16 protein-coding genes are annotated in these 17,280 nt (G+C 72.1%); 8 read left to right on the top strand and 8 right to left on the bottom strand.

The features are described 5' to 3' along the window. Positions 1–16 precede the first annotated feature (16 nt). The 3 genes from C569_RS0126445 to C569_RS0126435 all read left to right on the top strand — a co-directional run bounded on the left by C569_RS0126445 (position 17) and on the right by C569_RS0126435 (position 3,132). Positions 17–1,807: a 3-hydroxyacyl-CoA dehydrogenase family protein gene (locus C569_RS0126445; RefSeq protein WP_018788753.1), complete on the top strand. Its 1,791-nt coding sequence runs from the start codon at positions 17–19 to the stop codon at positions 1,805–1,807. A 121-nt stretch (positions 1,808–1,928) separates the two neighbouring features. After that, positions 1,929–2,255, top strand: a complete 327-nt coding sequence (locus C569_RS0126440) for a hypothetical protein (RefSeq protein ID WP_081636038.1) — start codon at positions 1,929–1,931, stop codon at positions 2,253–2,255. A gap of 67 nt (positions 2,256–2,322) precedes the next feature. Next, positions 2,323–3,132, top strand: coding sequence for an alpha/beta hydrolase (locus C569_RS0126435; protein WP_018788751.1), 810 nt, complete (start codon positions 2,323–2,325; stop codon positions 3,130–3,132). Between the two features lie 5 nt (positions 3,133–3,137). Here C569_RS0126435 and C569_RS0126430 read toward each other — a convergent pair whose 3' ends face one another. The 5 genes from C569_RS0126430 to mce form a co-directional block, all read right to left on the bottom strand. Continuing rightward, positions 3,138–4,310 (bottom strand): AI-2E family transporter, encoded by a 1,173-nt coding sequence (locus C569_RS0126430; protein ID WP_081636041.1) that lies wholly within the window; start codon positions 4,308–4,310, stop codon positions 3,138–3,140. Positions 4,311–4,345: 35 nt separating this feature from the next. Continuing rightward, entirely contained in the window at positions 4,346–6,442 is a 2,097-nt protein-coding gene (locus C569_RS0126425; RefSeq protein WP_018788749.1) for a hypothetical protein, read from the bottom strand. A gap of 172 nt (positions 6,443–6,614) precedes the next feature. Beyond that, entirely contained in the window at positions 6,615–7,865 is a 1,251-nt protein-coding gene (locus tag C569_RS0126420) for a DivIVA domain-containing protein (protein WP_018788748.1), read from the bottom strand. A gap of 263 nt (positions 7,866–8,128) precedes the next feature. Then, positions 8,129–9,484 carry a crotonyl-CoA carboxylase/reductase gene (gene ccrA, locus C569_RS0126415; RefSeq protein ID WP_018788747.1) on the bottom strand — a complete coding sequence of 452 codons (1,356 nt, stop codon included), beginning with the start codon at positions 9,482–9,484 and terminating at the stop codon, positions 8,129–8,131. Between the two features lie 300 nt (positions 9,485–9,784). Beyond that, positions 9,785–10,246 carry a methylmalonyl-CoA epimerase gene (gene mce / locus C569_RS0126410; protein ID WP_018788746.1) on the bottom strand — a complete coding sequence of 154 codons (462 nt, stop codon included), beginning with the start codon at positions 10,244–10,246 and terminating at the stop codon, positions 9,785–9,787. 62 nt (positions 10,247–10,308) lie between these two features. On the opposite strand from mce, the gene C569_RS0126405 reads away from it, so the two are divergent. From C569_RS0126405 to C569_RS0126395, 3 genes are all read left to right on the top strand, one after another. Then, positions 10,309–11,502 carry an acetyl-CoA C-acetyltransferase gene (locus C569_RS0126405; RefSeq protein WP_018788745.1) on the top strand — a complete coding sequence of 398 codons (1,194 nt, stop codon included), beginning with the start codon at positions 10,309–10,311 and terminating at the stop codon, positions 11,500–11,502. 5 nt (positions 11,503–11,507) lie between these two features. Beyond that, on the top strand, positions 11,508–12,509 hold the full coding sequence (gene meaB, locus C569_RS0126400; RefSeq protein WP_018788744.1) for a methylmalonyl Co-A mutase-associated GTPase MeaB: 1,002 nt from the start codon (positions 11,508–11,510) through the stop codon (positions 12,507–12,509). A gap of 154 nt (positions 12,510–12,663) precedes the next feature. After that, on the top strand, positions 12,664–13,068 hold the full coding sequence (locus C569_RS0126395; RefSeq protein WP_018788743.1) for an Asp23/Gls24 family envelope stress response protein: 405 nt from the start codon (positions 12,664–12,666) through the stop codon (positions 13,066–13,068). Between the two features lie 15 nt (positions 13,069–13,083). Here C569_RS0126395 and C569_RS0126390 read toward each other — a convergent pair whose 3' ends face one another. After that, a complete protein-coding gene (locus C569_RS0126390) occupies positions 13,084–13,500 on the bottom strand; it encodes a winged helix-turn-helix domain-containing protein (RefSeq protein ID WP_018788742.1) in 417 nt (138 codons plus the stop codon). Between the two features lie 266 nt (positions 13,501–13,766). Between C569_RS0126390 and C569_RS34560 the strand changes: the two genes are divergently transcribed. Beyond that, a complete protein-coding gene (locus C569_RS34560; protein WP_018788741.1) occupies positions 13,767–14,093 on the top strand; it encodes a DivIVA domain-containing protein in 327 nt (108 codons plus the stop codon). Further along, complete coding sequence (locus tag C569_RS0126380; RefSeq protein ID WP_018788740.1) at positions 14,090–14,347, top strand: hypothetical protein; 258 nt, start codon at positions 14,090–14,092, stop codon at positions 14,345–14,347. The genes C569_RS34560 and C569_RS0126380 overlap by 4 nt, the downstream gene beginning before the upstream one ends. Before the next feature lie 34 nt (positions 14,348–14,381). Here C569_RS0126380 and C569_RS0126375 read toward each other — a convergent pair whose 3' ends face one another. Together C569_RS0126375 and C569_RS0126370 are read right to left on the bottom strand one after the other, a co-directional pair. Beyond that, positions 14,382–15,713, bottom strand: a complete 1,332-nt coding sequence (locus tag C569_RS0126375) for an aspartate aminotransferase family protein (RefSeq protein WP_018788739.1) — start codon at positions 15,711–15,713, stop codon at positions 14,382–14,384. Positions 15,714–15,733: 20 nt separating this feature from the next. Beyond that, a complete protein-coding gene (locus tag C569_RS0126370) occupies positions 15,734–17,266 on the bottom strand; it encodes a CoA-acylating methylmalonate-semialdehyde dehydrogenase (protein ID WP_369754120.1) in 1,533 nt (510 codons plus the stop codon). Positions 17,267–17,280: the final 14 nt, after the last annotated feature.

The following is a 17,280-nucleotide window of genomic DNA, read 5'->3' as shown; positions in this document are numbered from 1 at the left end:
CCAGGGGAGGCCGGTCGTGGCGCGGGAGTTCACCAGGGTGGGCGTGGTGGGTCTGGGCACCATGGGTGCCGGCATCGTGGAGGTGTTCGCCCGCAACGGCCTCGACGTCGCAGCCGTCGAGATCTCCGACGCGGCGCTGGAGCGCGGCCGGGCCACGCTGACCGGCTCCACCGACCGGGCCGTGGCCAAGGGCAAGCTCGCCGAGGCCGAGCGGGACGCCCTGATGGCGCGCGTGGACTTCCGCGTCGGGCTGGACGCGCTGCACGACGTGGACCTGGTGATCGAGGCGGTGCCCGAGCACCTGGACCTCAAGCAGCGGATCTTCGCCGAGCTGGACCGGGTCTGCAAGCCCGAGGCGATCCTGGCCACGAACACGTCCTCGCTGAGCGTCACCGAGATCTCCGTCGCCACCTCCCGGCCCCACCAGGTCATCGGCATCCACTTCTTCAACCCGGCCCCGGTGATGAAGCTGGTCGAGGTGGTCCGCACGGTGGTCACCTCCGCGGACGTGGTCGCCGACGTGGAGGCGCTCTGCGAGCGGCTCGGCAAGGTCGACGTGACGATCAGCGACCGGGCCGGCTTCATCGCCAACGCGCTGCTGTTCGGCTACCTGAACCACGCGGTCGGCATGTTCGAGGCCCGCTACGCCACCCGCGAGGACATCGACGCCGCCATGAAGCTCGGCTGCGGCCTGCCGATGGGCCCGCTGGCGCTGATGGACCTGATCGGCCTGGACACCGCGTACGAGATCCTCGACACCATGTACCGGCGCGGCGGCCGGGACCGGCGGCACGCCCCGGCCCCGCTGCTCAAGCAGATGGTCACCGCCGGTCTGCTGGGCCGCAAGTCCGGTCGCGGCTTCTACACCTACGAGCGGCCGGGCTCCCCGAAGGTCGTACCCGACGAGTTCACGCCGCTCGCCGCGGACGCCGCGCCCGCCGACGGCACCCGCGCCATCGCGAAGGTCGGCGTGGTCGGCTCCGGCACCATGGCCACCGGCATCATCGAGGTGTTCGCCAAGGCCGGGTACGAGGTCGTCTCGGTGACCCGGGGCGCGGAGAAGTCCGCGAAGGTGTGCGAGGCGGTCAAGACCTCGCTGAACAAGGGCGTGGTGCGGGGCAAGCTCAGCGAGACCGACCGGGACGAGGCGCTCGGCCGGATCACCTGGTCCGCGACGCTGGAGCACCTGGCCGACGTCGACCTGGTGGTCGAGGCCGTGGTCGAGGAGCTGAGCGTCAAGAAGGCGCTGTTCGCCAGCCTCGACGAGATCTGCAAGCCCGGCGTCGTGCTCGCCACCACCACCTCGTCGCTGCCGGTGATCGACGTGGCGATGGCGACCCAGCGCCCCGCCGACGTGGTCGGCCTGCACTTCTTCAACCCGGCGCCGATCATGCCGCTGGTGGAGATCGTGCAGACCATCCGCACCTCCGCCGAGACGTCGGCCACCGCCCGCGCGGTCTGCGCGAAGCTCGGCAAGACCGGCGTGGTCTGCGGCGACCGGTCCGGGTTCATCGTCAACGCGCTGCTGTTCCCGTACCTGAACGACGCGGTGAAGATGCTGGAGGCCAGCTACTCGACCGCCGACGACATCGACTACGCGATGAAGCTCGGCTGCGGCTACCCGATGGGCCCGTTCGAGCTGCTCGACGTGGTCGGCCTGGACGTGTCGCTGGCCATCCAGCGGGAGCTTTACCTGGAGCTGCGCGAGCCCGGCTTCGCCCCGGCGCCGCTGCTGGAGCACCTGGTCACGGCCGGCTACCTGGGCCGCAAGTCCGGCCGCGGGTTCCGCGACCACACCCGCCGCTGATCCCGGCCGGCCACGAGCGAGATCTTGGTACGGAACCGCCCCGGGAAGGGCGTATCCGTACCGAGATCGCTCGGGTTCGGGGCATCGGCGGTGGGGTGGGGATGGGCCGTAGGCTGGGATCGTGAGTCCCCGTCGAAATCGGGCCCGCCGGGAAGAAGGCCCCGGCCTGGACGCTGAGCGTGCCCGCCACGGCGTGCCGACAGTGCAGCAGTGGCGCGACGGCGACTGGCAGATACGCGCGATCAGCGGCGGCGCATCCGTCAAGACGTACCGCTGTCCCGGCTGTGACCAGGAGATCCGGCCGGGCGTGGCGCACCTGGTGGCCTGGCCGGCCGACGACCGGGGTGACCTGACCGATCGCCGGCACTGGCACTCCGGCTGCTGGCGGGCCCGGGACCGGCGCGGCCCGAACCTTCAGCGCGGCCGGGGCGCCCCGCGCTACGGCTGAGCGATCTGGATCACCCGGTTCCCGTCCCACTGGGCGGCAGGGCCGCCGACACGGGAGACTGGTAGGCGTGAGCACTCCGATTCGCGCGTCGTCGATCCTGCCCGGCCGCCGGGAGGACATCGAGCTGCACACAGCCGACGGGCTGACGCTCGTCGGTGAGCTGGCCCGGCCGCTGGAGGGCGAGCCGTCCGCCACCCTGGTCTGCCTGCACCCGCTGCCCACCCACGGCGGGATGATGGACAGCCACGTGTTCCGCAAGGCGGCCTGGCGGCTGCCGGAGCTGGCCGGCCTGGCCGTGCTCCGGTTCAACACCCGGGGCACCAGCAGCGTCCGCGGCACCAGCGAGGGGGCGTTCGACGGGGCGGTCGGGGAGAGGTTCGACGTGGCCGCCGCGATCGAGTACGCCGAGTTCCACGAGCTGCCGAACATCTGGCTGGTCGGGTGGTCGTTCGGCACCGACCTGGCGCTGAAGTACGGCTGCGACCCGGCGGTGGCGGGAGCGATCCTGCTCTCCCCGCCGCTGCGCTACTCCGCCCCGGAGGACCTGGCGGTCTGGGCCGAGACGGGCAAGCCGCTCACCGCCCTGGTGCCCGAGTTCGACGACTACCTGCGGCCGGAGGAGGCCCGGGAGCGGTTCGCCGCCGTGCCACAGGCCGAGGTGGTGGGCGTGGACGGTGCCAAGCACCTGTGGGTCGGCGACGCGGAGAAGGTGCTGGACGAGATCGTCCAGCGGGTCGTCCCCGGCGTACCGCTGCCGCTGCCGACCACCTGGGACGGCCCGATGGAGACCGGTGACGTCAGCGCGTACGCCGACCGCACGGTCGCCGCGTTCGCCGACACCCCGGTGCCCGGCCCGGCCCAGCGACGCGCCGAGTAGCCGCTTCAGCGGGCGTCCTGGCGGGGTAGCACCACCTCGCGCAGGATCAGCTGCAACGCGGCCACGGTGGGGATCGCGATGAGCGCGCCCACCACGCCCAGCAGCGCCACCCCGAGCAGGGCGGCGAGCAACGCCGCCACCTCGTTCACCGACACCGCCCGGCGCATGATCTTCGGATAGATCAGGTAGTTCTCGACCTGCTGGTAGAGCACGAAGAACACCAGGCAGGCGATGCCCACCGGCAGATCCGTGGCGAGCCCGACGAGCGTCACCACCACCGCGCCCAGCGTCGCGCCGATCTGCGGGATCAGGTCGGTCACCGCAACCACCACCGCGAGCGCGAACGGGTACGGCAGGCCGACGGCCAGCGCGAACACGAACGTGGTAACCCCGGCCAGCACCGCGATGGCGAGCGCGCCGACCATGTACGCGCCGACCCGGGTGAGGATCTCGTCGCCGATCAGCCGGACCCGCTGCCGGCGCGAGCGCGGCACCAGCGCGTACCCGAGTTCGCGCAGCCTGTCGAAGTACGCCAGGAAGTAGATCGTCAGCACCAGCACGGTGAGCAGGCGGAAGATCGTCCCGAAGACCAGTTGTGCCCCACCGAGCACCCCGCCGAGCGCCCGCCCGATCGTGTCCGCGTCCGCCGCCGCCCGGACCCGTTCCATCACGTCGTAGCGGACCACGAGGTCGTTGACGGTGGGATTGCGGCGCAGCTCCTCGACGTACCCGGGCAGTTGCTGCACGAACTGGCCGGACTGGGTCACCACCGGCGGCACCAGCGCCAGCAGCCCGCCGACGATCAGCAGCACCACGACGAGCGTCACCACCGCGACGGCCAGCCCACGCGGCACGCCCCACCTGCGCAGCCGGACCACCGCCGGGTGCAGGCCGACCGCGAGGAACAGCGCGATCACCACCAGCACCAGGATGCCGGCGGCGTTGCGGATGCCCAGGAACAGCGCGTACGCCAGCAGCACGCCGAGCGCGCCGGTGAACCCGATCAGGAAGGCACTGCGCCGCAGCGGGCGGCCCGGCACGCCGAACCGGCCGCTCGGCTCGAACTCGCCCGGCTCGACGTCGACGGGCCGTCCGCTGCTCGTGTCCGTCCCGATTCGCGGGTTGCCGGCGGCGCTCGTCGCGTCGCGCGCGGGTTCCGCCTCGCCGGTGGGATCCATGGCCGCCACCTCCCCGATCCGGCGCGGCGGGTGGCTCAGTCCTTGTCGACCGTCACGGTGCTGGGCTTGGCGCTGCGCTCGTCGGTGGTCGGCTTGGTCGGGCGCTTGCCGTTCTCACCGGTGCTGGTGATCTTCGTGGGGGTGGCGCCCCGGCCGCCCTCGCCCGGTACGGCCGCCACAGTGGGCTCGCCGTCGACCCCCGCTCCGCCAAGGGAATCCATGGTGGTCACCGGCTCGCCGACCGGCTTCGCCCTGCCCGCGTCGGCGGGCCCGCCGTCACCCTTGGCCGGGCCGGCGCCGTTCGAAACCGCGGTGGCGGTGCCCTTCACGGCCGCCGGCGCACCGCCGCCGGCCGGGGTGTCGCCGACGGTCTCCACGCCGCTGGTGACCGGTGTGCCCTCGCCCGCCGGCTTGCTGTCGGCCGTGGCCCGGCCGGTGGAGGCGGCGGCGAGGTCGCCCGGATCGACCGGGGTGGCCGCGATCCCGGCCGCGTCGGCGTCGCGCCGCAGGTCGGTGAGGCGGCGTTGCAGGTCGTCGGACTCCTGCCGCGACTTCCAGGTCTCGGTACGCAGGTCGGCCAGCTCCTGCTGGGCCTTGGCGATCTCCAGCATCACCCCGGCGAGCTGCTGCCGGCCGGCGGCCACCTCCTGCTGGGTGGCGGCCAGGTGCTGCTGCGTGGTGGCGAGGTGCTGCTGGGTGGTGGCCGCGTACTCCTCGAACTGACGGCGCGAGGCCGCGACGTGTTCGTCGGCCTTGCGCCGCTGCGCGGTGGCGTCCGCCTCGGCGCGGCGCAGCAGCTCGGCGGCCTCCAGCTCGGCCTGCTGCCGCATGCTCAGCGCGTCGGCCTCGGCGGCCTCACGGATGCCGGCGGCGGTGCGCTCGATCTCGTCGCGCCGCGTGGTGTACGCCTGCTCCAGCTCCTCCTGCCGCCTGGTGTGCTGCTTGTCCAGCTCGTCGCGGCGCCTGGCGAACTCCTGCTCGGCGGCGGCCCGGCGCTGGGCCAGCTCCTTCTCCGCGCCGTCCCGCCGCTCGGCGACCTCCTTCTCCACCCCGGCCCGCCACGCGCCCAGCTCCTGCTGGGTCTGCGCGCGGGACTGCTGCACGTACGCCTCGGTCTCGGTGCGCGTGCGCTGCACGTACGCCTCGACCTCGGCGCGGTTGCGCTTGCCGGCCTCCGCGGCCTCGGTGGTGAGCCGGTTGGCCTCGGTGCGGGCCCGGCCGCGGGTGGCCTTGGCGGCCTCCTCCGCGTCGTCCACGATCTTCTTGGCCTCGGCCAGCGCCTTGGCGTGCGTGGCCCGGCCGGCCTCGGCGGCGGCGTCGGTGAGCCGCTTGGCCTCCTGCTGGCCCTTGGCGTGCACCTCCTTGGCGGCCTCGCGGAGCTGGCTCGCCTCCTGCTGGGCCTTGGCCAGCGCCTCCTTGGCGGCCTCACGCAGCCGCGCGGCCTCCTGCTGGGCCCGGGCGTGGATCTCTCTGGCGGTGTCGCGGAGCTGGGTGGCCTCCTGCTGGGCCTTCGCCAGCGCGTCCTGGGCGGTCCGGCGCAGCTTCTCGGCCTCGTCCTGGGCGGCCGTCCGCAGCTTGGTCGACTCGTCGTGCGCGGCCTTGCGCAGCTTCGCCGACTCGTCCTTGGCGGCCTTGAGCGTGGCCTCGGCCTCGGCCTTGCGGGCGGCGGTGTGCCGCTCCTCCTCGGCCCGGCGGGCGGCCAGCGCGATCTCGAAGTCCTTGAGCGCCTTGTTGGCCTGCTCCCGGGCCTCCTCGACGATGTGCTCGGCGGCGGCGCGGCGGGCCTCGATCTCCTCGTTCGCGGCGGCCAGGATCTCGTCGGCCTGCTCCTCGGCCATGGTGAGGATCTGCTCGACGCGCGGCCCCAGGTGCCGGAACGACGCCCGGTCCACCACCGCCGCCTGCTTGCGCACCTGGGCCAGGTCGCGCTGGAGCACCTCGACCTGACCGGCCAGCTTGTGGATCTGGGTGTACGCCTGTTCCCGCTCGGTGGTCAACGCCGCGATCTCGTGCTCCGCGCGAGCGACGTAGCGGTCGACCTGCCGTTTCTCGTATCCCCGCAGGGCGGACTCGAAGCTGGGCTCCGTCGTCACGTCCCCGCCGAGCGCGAACAGTTCCTCGCCGTGCGACATGCCCCCATCCTCACACGCATCCGGCTCTGCTGGGGCGATACGGACGCCCCTCCTGGGACCTACTTCACCCTCCGGACGAAGCGGGCCGCACACGCATGACGGCGCGGGGTGACACCGGTCACCCGGTGTCACCCCGCGCCGTGGCTCATGCCCCCGACAGCGGGTGTCTCGGTCAGCCGGCCGACTCGGCCGTCACCTTCTGCCCGGAGGCGTCGGCCTTCGGCGCCTCGGCCTTGCCGCCGGCCGGAACGCCCGGCACGATGCCGGCCAGACCGGACAGCATCTGCCCGAGCTGCGAGGTGACCGCGTCCTTCTGGCGGGTCAGGTCCTCGACCTCGCGGCGGGCCGCCTGCGTGGTCAGCTCCGCCTCGGTACGGGCCTCGTTGAGCACCCGCTGCGCCTCGGCGCGCGCCTCGTTGAGCGTCTTGTCGGCCAGCGCCTTGGCCTTGTCGACGGTCTCGTTCGCGGTGCGCTCGGACTCGACCCGGCGGGCCTCGGCCCGCTGCTCGATCTCCTTGGCGCGCTCCTGCGCGGCACGGGCCCGCTGCTCCGCCTCGTTCACCAGCTTCTGGGTCTGCGCGACCTGGGTGGCGTGCCGCTCCGACTCCTCGCGCTCGGCCTTCTCCCGCCGCTCGGCGAGCTGGAGCTCCAGGGCCTGGAGGTCCTTGTCGCGCTTGTCGCGCGCGTCGGTGAGCAGCTTGGTCGCCTCGGCCCGCTTCTCCTCGGCCTCCCGCGCGGCCTTGGCCCGCTGCTGGGTGATCTCCCGCTCGGCGGTGGCGCGCAGCGTGGCGACCTCGCGCTCGACAGTCGACTTCAGCTCGGCCACCTCGTGCGCGGTGACCGTACGCAGCTGCTTGGTCTCCCGGTCGGCGTCGGCGCGCAGCGTGTCGGCCTCGCGGCGGGCCTGCACCCGGACCTCGGCGGCCTCGCGCTCGGCGGCGGTGCGGACGCTGCCGGCCTCGCGTTCGGCGGTCGCCTTCATGGCGGCGGCCTCGGCGCGGGCCTTGTCGGTGATCTCACGCGCCTCGAGGCGGGCGGCGGAGAGGATGCCCTCCGACTCGCGCTTGGCCTCGTTGCGGTGGTCGTTGGCCTGCTCCTCGGCCAGCCGCAGGATCTGCTCGACGCGAGTGCCCAGGCCGGAGAGCGTCGGCCGGCTGTTCTCCTCGAGCTGCTTGTTGGTCTCGGTGAGCTTCTGCTCCAGCGCGCTCTGGCGCTGCTCGGCCTGCCGCAGGCGGCGCTGCGCGTCGTTCATCCGCTGCTCGGCCTCGGCGCGGGCCTGCTCGGACTGGCTCAGGGCGGCGCTGAGGCGGCCGATGAAGTCGTCGACCTGGTTGGTGTTGTATCCACGCAGGCCAACGGTGAAATCGGGCTGTGAGTTCGCGTTATCGAAGAACGCAAGAGGGGAGGACTGCTGCTGGGGCATTGGGACATACTGGCAGACGCCCCAGGGTGGTTCGCAAGAGCGGTGGGCACCTTTCGCGTCCTGTTTACATGGTCAACTGCGCCGTCCGGCGAGACTGGACCAATTGGCGATCTTGGCAGCTCCCGGGCGGGTGGGGCGGGTCGGGCTTCTGCGGGGAAGGTGGCGCGAAAAGGGCCGCGGGTCGGCACCCGCGGCCCTTTGTGCGTACGCCGGTCGAATGGCGCCCCGGTCAACCGGAAAGGCAATCCGGGGCGGCCGTACGGTCAGTGACCGCGGAACCGGTTGATGGCGCTTTCGTGGCGGGAACGCATCTCGGTGTCCCGGACGCCGAGCCCGTCGGCGGGGGCGAGGCACCGCACGCCGACCTTGCCCTGGTGGGCGTTGCGGTGCACCTCGTACGCGGCCTGGCCGGTCTGCTCCAGCGCGTACGTCTTCGACACGGTCGGGTGCACCTTGCCCAGCGCGACCAGGCGGTTGGCCTGCCACGCCTCGTGGTAGTTGGCGAAGTGGCTGCCGACGATCCGCTTGAGGTGCATCCACAGGTAGCGGTTGTCGTACTGGTGGTTGAAGCCGCTGGTGGAGGCACAGGTGACGATCGTGCCGCCCTTCTTGGCGACGTAGACGCTGGCGCCGAACGTCTCCCGGCCCGGGTGCTCGAAGACGATGTCCGGGTCCTCGCCGCCGGTCAGCTCGCGGATGCGCTCACCGAAGCGGCGCCACTCGTCCTGGTCCTGGGTCTGCTCGTCCTTCCAGAACCGGAACCCCTCGGCGGTGCGGTCGATGACCAGCTCGGCGCCCATCTTCCGGCACAGCTCGGCCTTCTCCGGCGAGGAGACCACGCAGACCGGGATCGCGCCGCCGCCCAGCGCCATCTGGGTCGCGTACCCGCCGAGGCCGCCGGAGGCGCCCCAGATCAGCACCACGTCGCCCTGCTTCATGTTCGCGCCGTGGTGCGAGACGAGCTGCCGGTACGCGGTGGAGTTGACCAGCCCGGGGCTGGCCGCCTCCTCCCAGCTCAGGTGGCGCGGCTTCGGCATCAGCTGGTTGGCCTTGACCACCGTCAGTTCGGCGAGGCCGCCGAAGTTGGTCTCGAAGCCCCAGATCCGCTGCTGCGGGTCGAGCATCGTGTCGTCGTGGCCGGCGGAGTCCTCCAGCTCGACCGAGAGGCAGTGCGCGACCACCTCGTCGCCGGCCTTCCACTTGGTCACGCCGGGCCCGGTGCGCAGCACCACGCCGGCGGCGTCCGAGCCGACCACGTGGTACGGCAGGTCGTGGCGGCGGGTCAGCTCGGAGAGCCGGCCGTACCGCTGGAGGAACTTGAAGGTGGGCAGCGGCTCGAAGATGCTCGTCCACACCGTGTTGTAGTTGATCGCGCTGGCCATCACGGCGACGAGCGCCTCACCCGGGCCCAGCTCGGGCGTCGGCACCTCCTGCACGTGCAGCGCCTTGCGCGGGTCCTTGTCGCGGGTGGCCATGCCGTCGAACATGCGGGTGTCCTCGGCACGCACCACCACGCCCCGGTAGCTCTCCGGCACGGGCAGGCCGGCGAGGCCGGCGAGCTCCCGCTCCGGCTGCGACGAACCCTCCGCCGCCATGATCGCTTCGAGGATGTCCTGCACGGTGACCTCCCGTTTGTCCGCACCCGCACACCGCGGGCAGGGGTGCTGCCATCGTCGGCGCCGGTGCGACGGGACCGCCATGTCGGCAATCGACACATTCGGCACCGGTCGCCGCTGCTGTTCGGGCGGACGTTACTGAACGGTAGCTAAAGCGGGAACCCCTGTGTGAAAAACCGCATCCACCGATGCGTGGAGGTGTCCGTGGGAACGTGCAAGTGCGCACGGCCGCGCGCGTTCCCACTTGTTAGGAAGGGCCCCTTCTTAACAGACGTCTGTTAAGAAGGGGCCCTTCCTTGCATGTCAGGGCTGGACCAGCTCGATCAGTACCCCGCCGGCGTCCTTGGGGTGCACGAAGTTGACCCGGGAGTCCGAGGTGCCGCGCCGGGGGGCGTCGTAGAGCAGTCGTACGCCGCGCTCACGCAGCGCCGCACAGGCCACGTCGATGTCGGCCACCGTGTACGCGACCTGCTGGATGCCGGGACCGCGCTTGTCCAGGAACTTGCCGATCGTGGTGTCCGGGGACAGTGGGGCGAGCAACTGCACCATGCCACCGGAGGCGTCCGGCCCGACCGCGAGCATCGCCTCGCGTACGCCCTGCTCGGCGTTGGTCTCGGTGTGCACGCAGCGCATCCCGAACGTGCGCTGGTAGAAGTCGATCGCGGCGTCCAGGTCGGCCACGGCGATCCCGACGTGGTCGATGCGGCGCAGGCCGATGTCTGTGACAAACTCGGCAGCGGGCTCGACGGGGGAGTTCTCAGCCATGACGCTAGTCTGACCGAACAATCGTTAAGGCGTACAGGTCGGCACCCCCTCGGAGGCAGGCAATGGCTTCGGTGATCGTCAGCGGCGCGCGGACCCCCATGGGGCGCCTGCTGGGCAACCTCAAGGACCTCCCCGCGACCGGGCTCGGTGGCATCGCGATCAAGGCGGCCCTGGAGCGGGCCGGCGTCGCGCCCGAGCAGGTCCAGTACGTGATCATGGGCCAGGTGCTCCAGGCCGGCGCCGGGCAGATCCCGGCCCGGCAGGCGGCCGTCGAGGCCGGCATCCCGATGTCCACCCCGGCGCTGACCATCAACAAGGTCTGCCTATCCGGGCTGGACGCGATCGCGCTCGCCGACCAGCTCATCCGGGCCGGCGAGTTCGACGTGGTGGTGGCCGGTGGCATGGAGTCGATGACGAACGCCCCGCACCTGCTGCTCGGTCAGCGCTCCGGCTACAAGTACGGCGACGTGACGGTCAAGGACCACATGGCACTCGACGGTCTCACCGACGCCTGGGACTGCTGCTCGATGGGTGAGTCGACCGAGCGTCACGGCGCGAAGCACGGCATCACCCGCGCGGAGCAGGACGCGTTCGCCGCGGCCAGCCACCAGCGCGCCGCCGCCGCGCAGAAGAACGGCCACTTCGGCGACGAGATCACCCCGGTGGTCATCCCGCAGCGCAAGGGCGACCCGCTGGTGATCAGCGAGGACGAGGGCATCCGCCCGGACACCACCGCCGAGTCGCTCGGCAAGCTGCGTCCCGCCTTCACCAAGGACGGCACCATCACCGCCGGCAGCTCCTCGCCCATCTCCGACGGCGCCGCCGCAGTGGTCGTGATGAGCAAGGCGAAGGCCAAGGAGCTGGGCCTGACCTGGCTGGCCGAAATCGGCGCGCACGGCAACGTGGCCGGCCCGGACAACTCCCTGCACTCGCAGCCGTCGAACGCGATCAACCACGCCCTGAGGAAGGGCGGCCTGAGCATCGAGGACCTCGACCTCATCGAGATCAACGAGGCGTTCGCGGCGGTGGGCATCCAGTCGACCCGCGACCTCGGGATCAGCGCCGACAAGGTGAACGTCAACGGCGGCGCGATCGCGCTCGGCCACCCGATCGGCATGTCCGGCGCCCGCCTCGTACTCACGCTCGCGATGGAGCTGAAGCGGCGCGGCGGCGGCACCGGTGCGGCGGCGCTCTGCGGCGGTGGCGGGCAGGGCGACGCGCTGATCATCCACGTACCGAACGGCGCCGAGAGCTGATTGTCTTGAACGACGCGAGCAACGCCCCGGCGGCGGCCTCCGGGCCGGTGCGCCGCAGCCGGGACGTACCCATGCTGGTGGAGCGGGCCCGCGCGGGTGACCCCCGCGCGGTGGCCCGGCTGATCACCCTGGTCGAGTCCGGCGACGAGGTGCTGCCGCAGGTGGCGGCGGCGCTCGCGCCGTACGCCGGGCACGCCCAGGTGGTCGGCCTGACCGGTTCGCCCGGCGTGGGCAAGTCGACCACCACGAACGAACTGGTACGCGCGCTGCGGGCGCACGGTCACCGGGTCGGCGTGCTGGCCATCGACCCGTCCAGCCCGTTCACCGGCGGCGCGATCCTCGGCGACCGGGTCCGGATGCAGGACCACGCGACCGACCCGGGCGTCTACATCCGCTCGATGTCCAGCCGCGGTCACCTGGGCGGGCTCTCCGCGGCGTCGCCGCAGGCGGTGCGGGTGCTGGAGGGCGCCGGTTGCGACGTGGTGCTCGTCGAGACCGTCGGCGTCGGGCAGGCGGAGGTGGAGGTGGCCTCGCTGGCCGACACCACGCTCGTGCTGCTCGCGCCCGGCATGGGCGACGCGATCCAGGCGGTCAAGGCCGGCATCCTGGAGATCGCCGACGTCTTCGTGGTCAACAAGGCCGACCGGGACGGCGCGGACGCCACCGTCCGCGACATCCAGGGCATGATCGCGCTCGGTGAGCGCGGGCCGGGCGAGTGGCGGCCGCAGGTGGTGCGCTCGATCGCCGCCCGTGCCGAGGGCATCGACGACATCGCCGCCGCGATCGACAAGCACCGCGACTGGCTGGAGCGCCACGGCGAGCTGCGCCGCCGCCGGGAGGCGCGGGCCGCAGCCGAGATCGAGGCCATCGCGCTGGGCGTGCTGCGCGCCCGGATCGGCTCACTGCGCGACGGTACGCAGCTCCCGACGCTCGCCGCCAAGGTGGCCGAGGGCGCAGTCGACCCGTACGCCGCGGCGGAGGAACTTCTCTCCCAGCTGGGCTCCTGACCCGCCCCCCGCCCCCGGCCCCTCGCCCCTGGTACGAACCCCGCGATCTTGCAGTTGCGGCCCTGGTTGCGCCTGCTTCGCGGCTTCTGCCGGGGCCGTTACTCCATGATCGACGGTCGATGTACGCTCCCCGGGACGAGGGAGGGTGGGGCGCGTGGAGCACGACGCTACTCAGGAGCTGCCGGCGATGCCTGGGACCGTGGCGGGCGGGAGCACTTCGGTCTCGGACGAGGTGGTCGAGAAGATCGCGGTGGCCGCCGCGAAGTCGGTGCCCGGGGTGGCCGAACTGGGCGGCGACATCGCCCGCTTCTTCAACGCCGTGCTGGACCGGGTCGGGCTGGACCAGGTCGGGGACGCGCGGCGCGGCTGCTCGGCGCACGTCACCGATGGTTCGGCAGTGGTCAACCTGGTCCTCGTGATCGACGCCGGGTACCCGGTACCGCAGGTGACGAACGAGGTGCGGGCCGCGGTGGCGTCCGCCATCGAGGCGTACGGACTGCGGGCCGCCGAGATCAACATCCGGGTCGACGACGTGGCGATGGGTACGCCCACCGCCTGACGTACGCCGCCCGGCTCAGTCGTGCGCCGGGCGGGTCAGCTCCACCTCGTCACCCGGCAGCAACTCCACGTCGCCCTCCGGACCGTGGATCTCCAGCACCGGTACGCCCTCGTCCAGCAGCATGTTCCGGCGCTCGGCGCCGGTAGGCATCCGCGCGACGACTCTCGCGCCCGCGGCCAACTCCACCTGCCTGCGCTGCGGCGTCTCCCGAACCCGCGTGCCGAGCGGACGGCTGGTGGTCACGAGCCCTTCCGACCGCAGCAGCGAAATCGCCATCCGGACCGCGTCGCGGCCGATCTGGTGCTCCTGGCTGAGCCGCGACTCGCTGCCGACGCTCGCCCCGGGCGGCAGCGCGCCCGATTCGACTTGCTCTCGGATCAGGTCGGCGAGCTGGACGTAGACCGGCGTGTGCGAGCGCGGATCGATGGTCATGACGTAAGCCTTGTGCCCCGGTAGATCTGATCCATCAAGGCTTTATGGCAATGATGGATTGTAGCCATGTTGGATTCTTGCTATGGTCGGCGCGTGTTCGCGCGGTGACCGGCGGACATGACTCCTTCGAGTGCGCTCAATCTCGGACTGCTCCGGTGCCGTACCGCGAAGTGACGCTGCGGTGGCGGGGCGGGCGGAGCCGCCCGTGCGCGGCGGGCGGGTGGCTCCGCCCTTCCAGTCCCTTCGACCACGAGAGGCAGGCCTTCGTGCGGTGGAACCTCCGGTGGCCCGGTCGGCGCGAGCGAGCCGGTCGCGGCACCACCCAGCCGGGCTGCTACCGGGCGGCCAACTACACGCCGTTGCGCCCCTGGCAGGTGCGGGAACGGCGGTTCCGGACGACGCGGCTGGGCCGGCGCGGGCTCGACCCGGCCGAGGTGCACGAGTTCCTCGACCGGGTGGCGCTCGACCTGGCCGACGTCCACCGGGCGCTCGGAGTCAGTCGGGAGGAGACCGCGCGGGTCCGGGACGCACTGCGGCGCTGGCAGTCCGAGCAGGCGCAGAAGCGGATGAACGCGGGAGCGTACGGTCGATGAGTTCCCGCGAGCGGTTCGTCATCCACCTGCCGGTCGTCGCCGGTGACATGGCCGGCGCCGTACGCCTGGCCCGGGTCGTCGCCCGCTGGTCGGGCGTGCTCGCCCAGGCCGACCCGGGCGAGACCACCGTCTCGGCCGAGGACGAACAGGGCGTACGCCATCGGGTCTTCTGCGATCTGCGGATGGGCGACGGCCGGCGCTGCCTGCTGCGGGCCGACCACGACGGTCCGTGCGCCCGCAGGCTGCTGCTGTGACTGTCGGACCGTTCGGGCGCGGCGGGGCCGTGGCTCAGACCGTGTGGCGGTCGGCCAGCGTCAGCGCCTCGTCGAGGATCGCCAGGCCCGCCTTGGTCTCCGTCGCCGACACGGTGCACGGCGGCACCACGTGGATCCGGTTGAAGTTCGCGAACGTGACCAGGCCGCCGCGCCTGCACGCGGCCAGCACCTCGTTCATCTCCGGCGACGACGACCCGTACGGCGCCAGCGGCTCCTTCGTCTCGCGGTCGCGTACCAGTTCCAGCGCCCAGAACACGCCGAGCCCGCGTACGTCACCGACGCTCGGGTGCCGGTCGGCCAGCTCGCGCAGTCCCGGGCCCAGCACGTCGGCGCCGATCGTGGCGGCGTTCTCGACGATCCGCTCGTCCCGCATCACGTTGATGGTCGCGACGGCGGCGGCGGTGGCCAGCGGGTGGCCGGAGTAGGTCAGGCCGCCGGGGTAGGCGCGGGTGGCGAACGTCTCGGCCACGTGGTCGGCGATCACCACGCCGCCGAGCGGGACGTAACCGGAGTTCACGCCCTTGGCGAAGGTGATCAGGTCGGGCGTCACACCGTAGTGGTCCAGCGCGAACCAGGCGCCGGTACGCCCGAAGCCCGCCATCACCTCGTCGGCGACGTAGAGGATGCCGTGCCTGTCGCACAGGTTCCGTACGCCCGCGAGGAAGCCCGGCGGCGGCGGCATGATGCCGGCGGTGCCCGGCACCGTCTCCAGCACGATCGCGGCGATGGTGGACGGGCCCTCCATCTCCACGACACGTTCGAGGTGGCGCAGCGCGAGCGTGCACTCCTCCTTCTCGGTGCTGGCGCCGAACTCCGACCGGTAGAGGAACGGGCCGAAGAAGCGCACGACTCCGGCGGTGCCGTTGTCGCTGGGCCAGCGGCGCGGGTCGCCGGTCAGATTCACCGCGGTCTGCGTGCCGCCGTGGTAGCTGCGGTACTGCGACAGCACCTTCGGCCGGCCGGTGTGCAGCCGGGCCATCCGGACGGCGTGCTCGATCGCGTCCGCGCCGCCGTTGGTGAAGAACACCTTGGAAAGGCCCGCCGGGGTCAACTCGGTGATCAGCCGGGCCGCCTCGCCGCGGGCGTCGTTGGCGTACGACGGCGCGATCGTGCACAGCCTGGCGGCCTGCTCCTGGATCGCCGCGACCACCACCGGGTGCTGGTGGCCGATGTTGGTGTTGACGAGCTGCGACGAGAAGTCCAGGTAGCGGTTCCCGTCGCCGTCCCAGAAGTACGAGCCCTCGGCCCGCTCGACCACCATCGGGTCGAGCGACGACTGGGCGGACCAGGAGTGGAAGACGTGCGCGCGGTCGAGTTCGTAGGTGCGCTGTGCGCTGGTGCTCATCGCGTTCTCACTTCCGCTGCTCAGACGTTCTCGGGGAAGCCGAGGTCGATCCCGCCGTGGCTGGGGTCGAGCCACCGGGAGGTGACGACCTTGCCGCGGGTGAAGAAGTGCACGCCCTCGGTGCCGTGGGCGTGCGAGTCGCCGAAGAGGCTGTCCTTCCAGCCGCCGAAGGAGTAGTAGGCCATCGGCACCGGAATCGGCACGTTGACGCCGACCATGCCGACCTCGACCTCGTTCTGGTAGCGACGCGCGGCGCCGCCGTCGTTCGTGAAGATGGCCGTCCCGTTGCCGTACCGGTTGGCGTTCACCAGCGCGAGCGCCTCGTCGTAGCTGCCGACGCGCACCACCGACAGCACCGGGCCGAAGATCTCGTCGGTGTACACGCTCATCTCCGGCGACACCCGGTCCAGCAGGCTCGGGCCGAGCCAGAACCCGGACCCGTCGCCGTCGACGCGCACGTCGCGGCCGTCCACCACCAGTTCCGCGCCCGCCTCGACGCCCGCGTCGAGGTACGACGCGACGCGGTCGCGGTGCTCCCGGGTGACCAGCGGACCCATGTCGCAGGAGCGCCGGCCGTCACCGACCTTCAGCGTGGCGATGCGCTCGCGGATCCGGGCCACCAGGTCGTCGGCGACCGGCTCGACGACAACCAGGGCCGAGATCGCCATGCACCGCTCGCCGGCCGAGCCGAACCCGGCGTTCACCGCCGCGTCGGCGGCCAGGTCCAGGTCGGCGTCGGGCAGCACCACCATGTGGTTCTTCGCGCCGCCGAGGGCCTGGACGCGCTTGCCGTTGCGGGTGCCCGTCTCGTACACGTACCTGGCGATCGGCGTGGAGCCGACGAACGACACCGCCTTGACCTCGGGGTGCTCCAGCAGCCGGTCCACCGCGACCTTGTCGCCGTGCACGACGTTGAACACGCCCGCCGGGAGGCCGGCCTGCTCCCAGAGCCGGGCCACGAGCAGCGACGCGGACGGGTCCTTCTCGCTGGGCTTGAGCACGACCGTGTTGCCCGCCGCGACAGCGACGGGCACGAACCACATCGGGACCATCACCGGGAAGTTGAACGGCGAGATGACGGCGCAGACGCCGACCGGCTGGCGGATCGAGTAGACGTCCACGTTCGTGGACACGCCCTCCGAATAGCCGCCCTTGAGCAGGTGCGGGATCCCGCAGGCGAACTCGACGACCTCCAGGCCGCGGGTGACCTCGCCGAGGGCGTCCGGGACGACCTTGCCGTGCTCGGCCGTGATCAGCTCGGCCAGCTCCTGCTTGTGCCGGTCGACCAGCTCCCGGAACGCGAACAGCACCTGGGTGCGCCTGGTCAACGACGAGGTCCGCCAGGAGGCGAACGCGGCGGCGGCCGACGCGACCGCCTGGTCCACCTCGTCGACCGAGGCCAGCGGCACCTCCGCCCGGACCGCGCCCAGCGCCGGATCGTAGACCGGGGCCGTACGCTCGGTGACGCCGGCGACCGGCTTGCCGTCGATCCAGTGGGTCACCCGCTCCAGGGGGAAGGGTGTGAGCGCGGTGCCGGGTGTTGTCTGGGTCATGCCCGGGATCATCT

The organism is Micromonospora sp. CNB394 (assembly GCF_000374985.1).
In the GTDB taxonomy this organism is placed as follows: Bacteria; Actinomycetota; Actinomycetes; order Mycobacteriales; family Micromonosporaceae; genus Micromonospora; species Micromonospora marina.
Note: the sequence above shows the minus strand (reverse complement) of the source record. Positions and strands in the feature narration are given on the sequence as shown.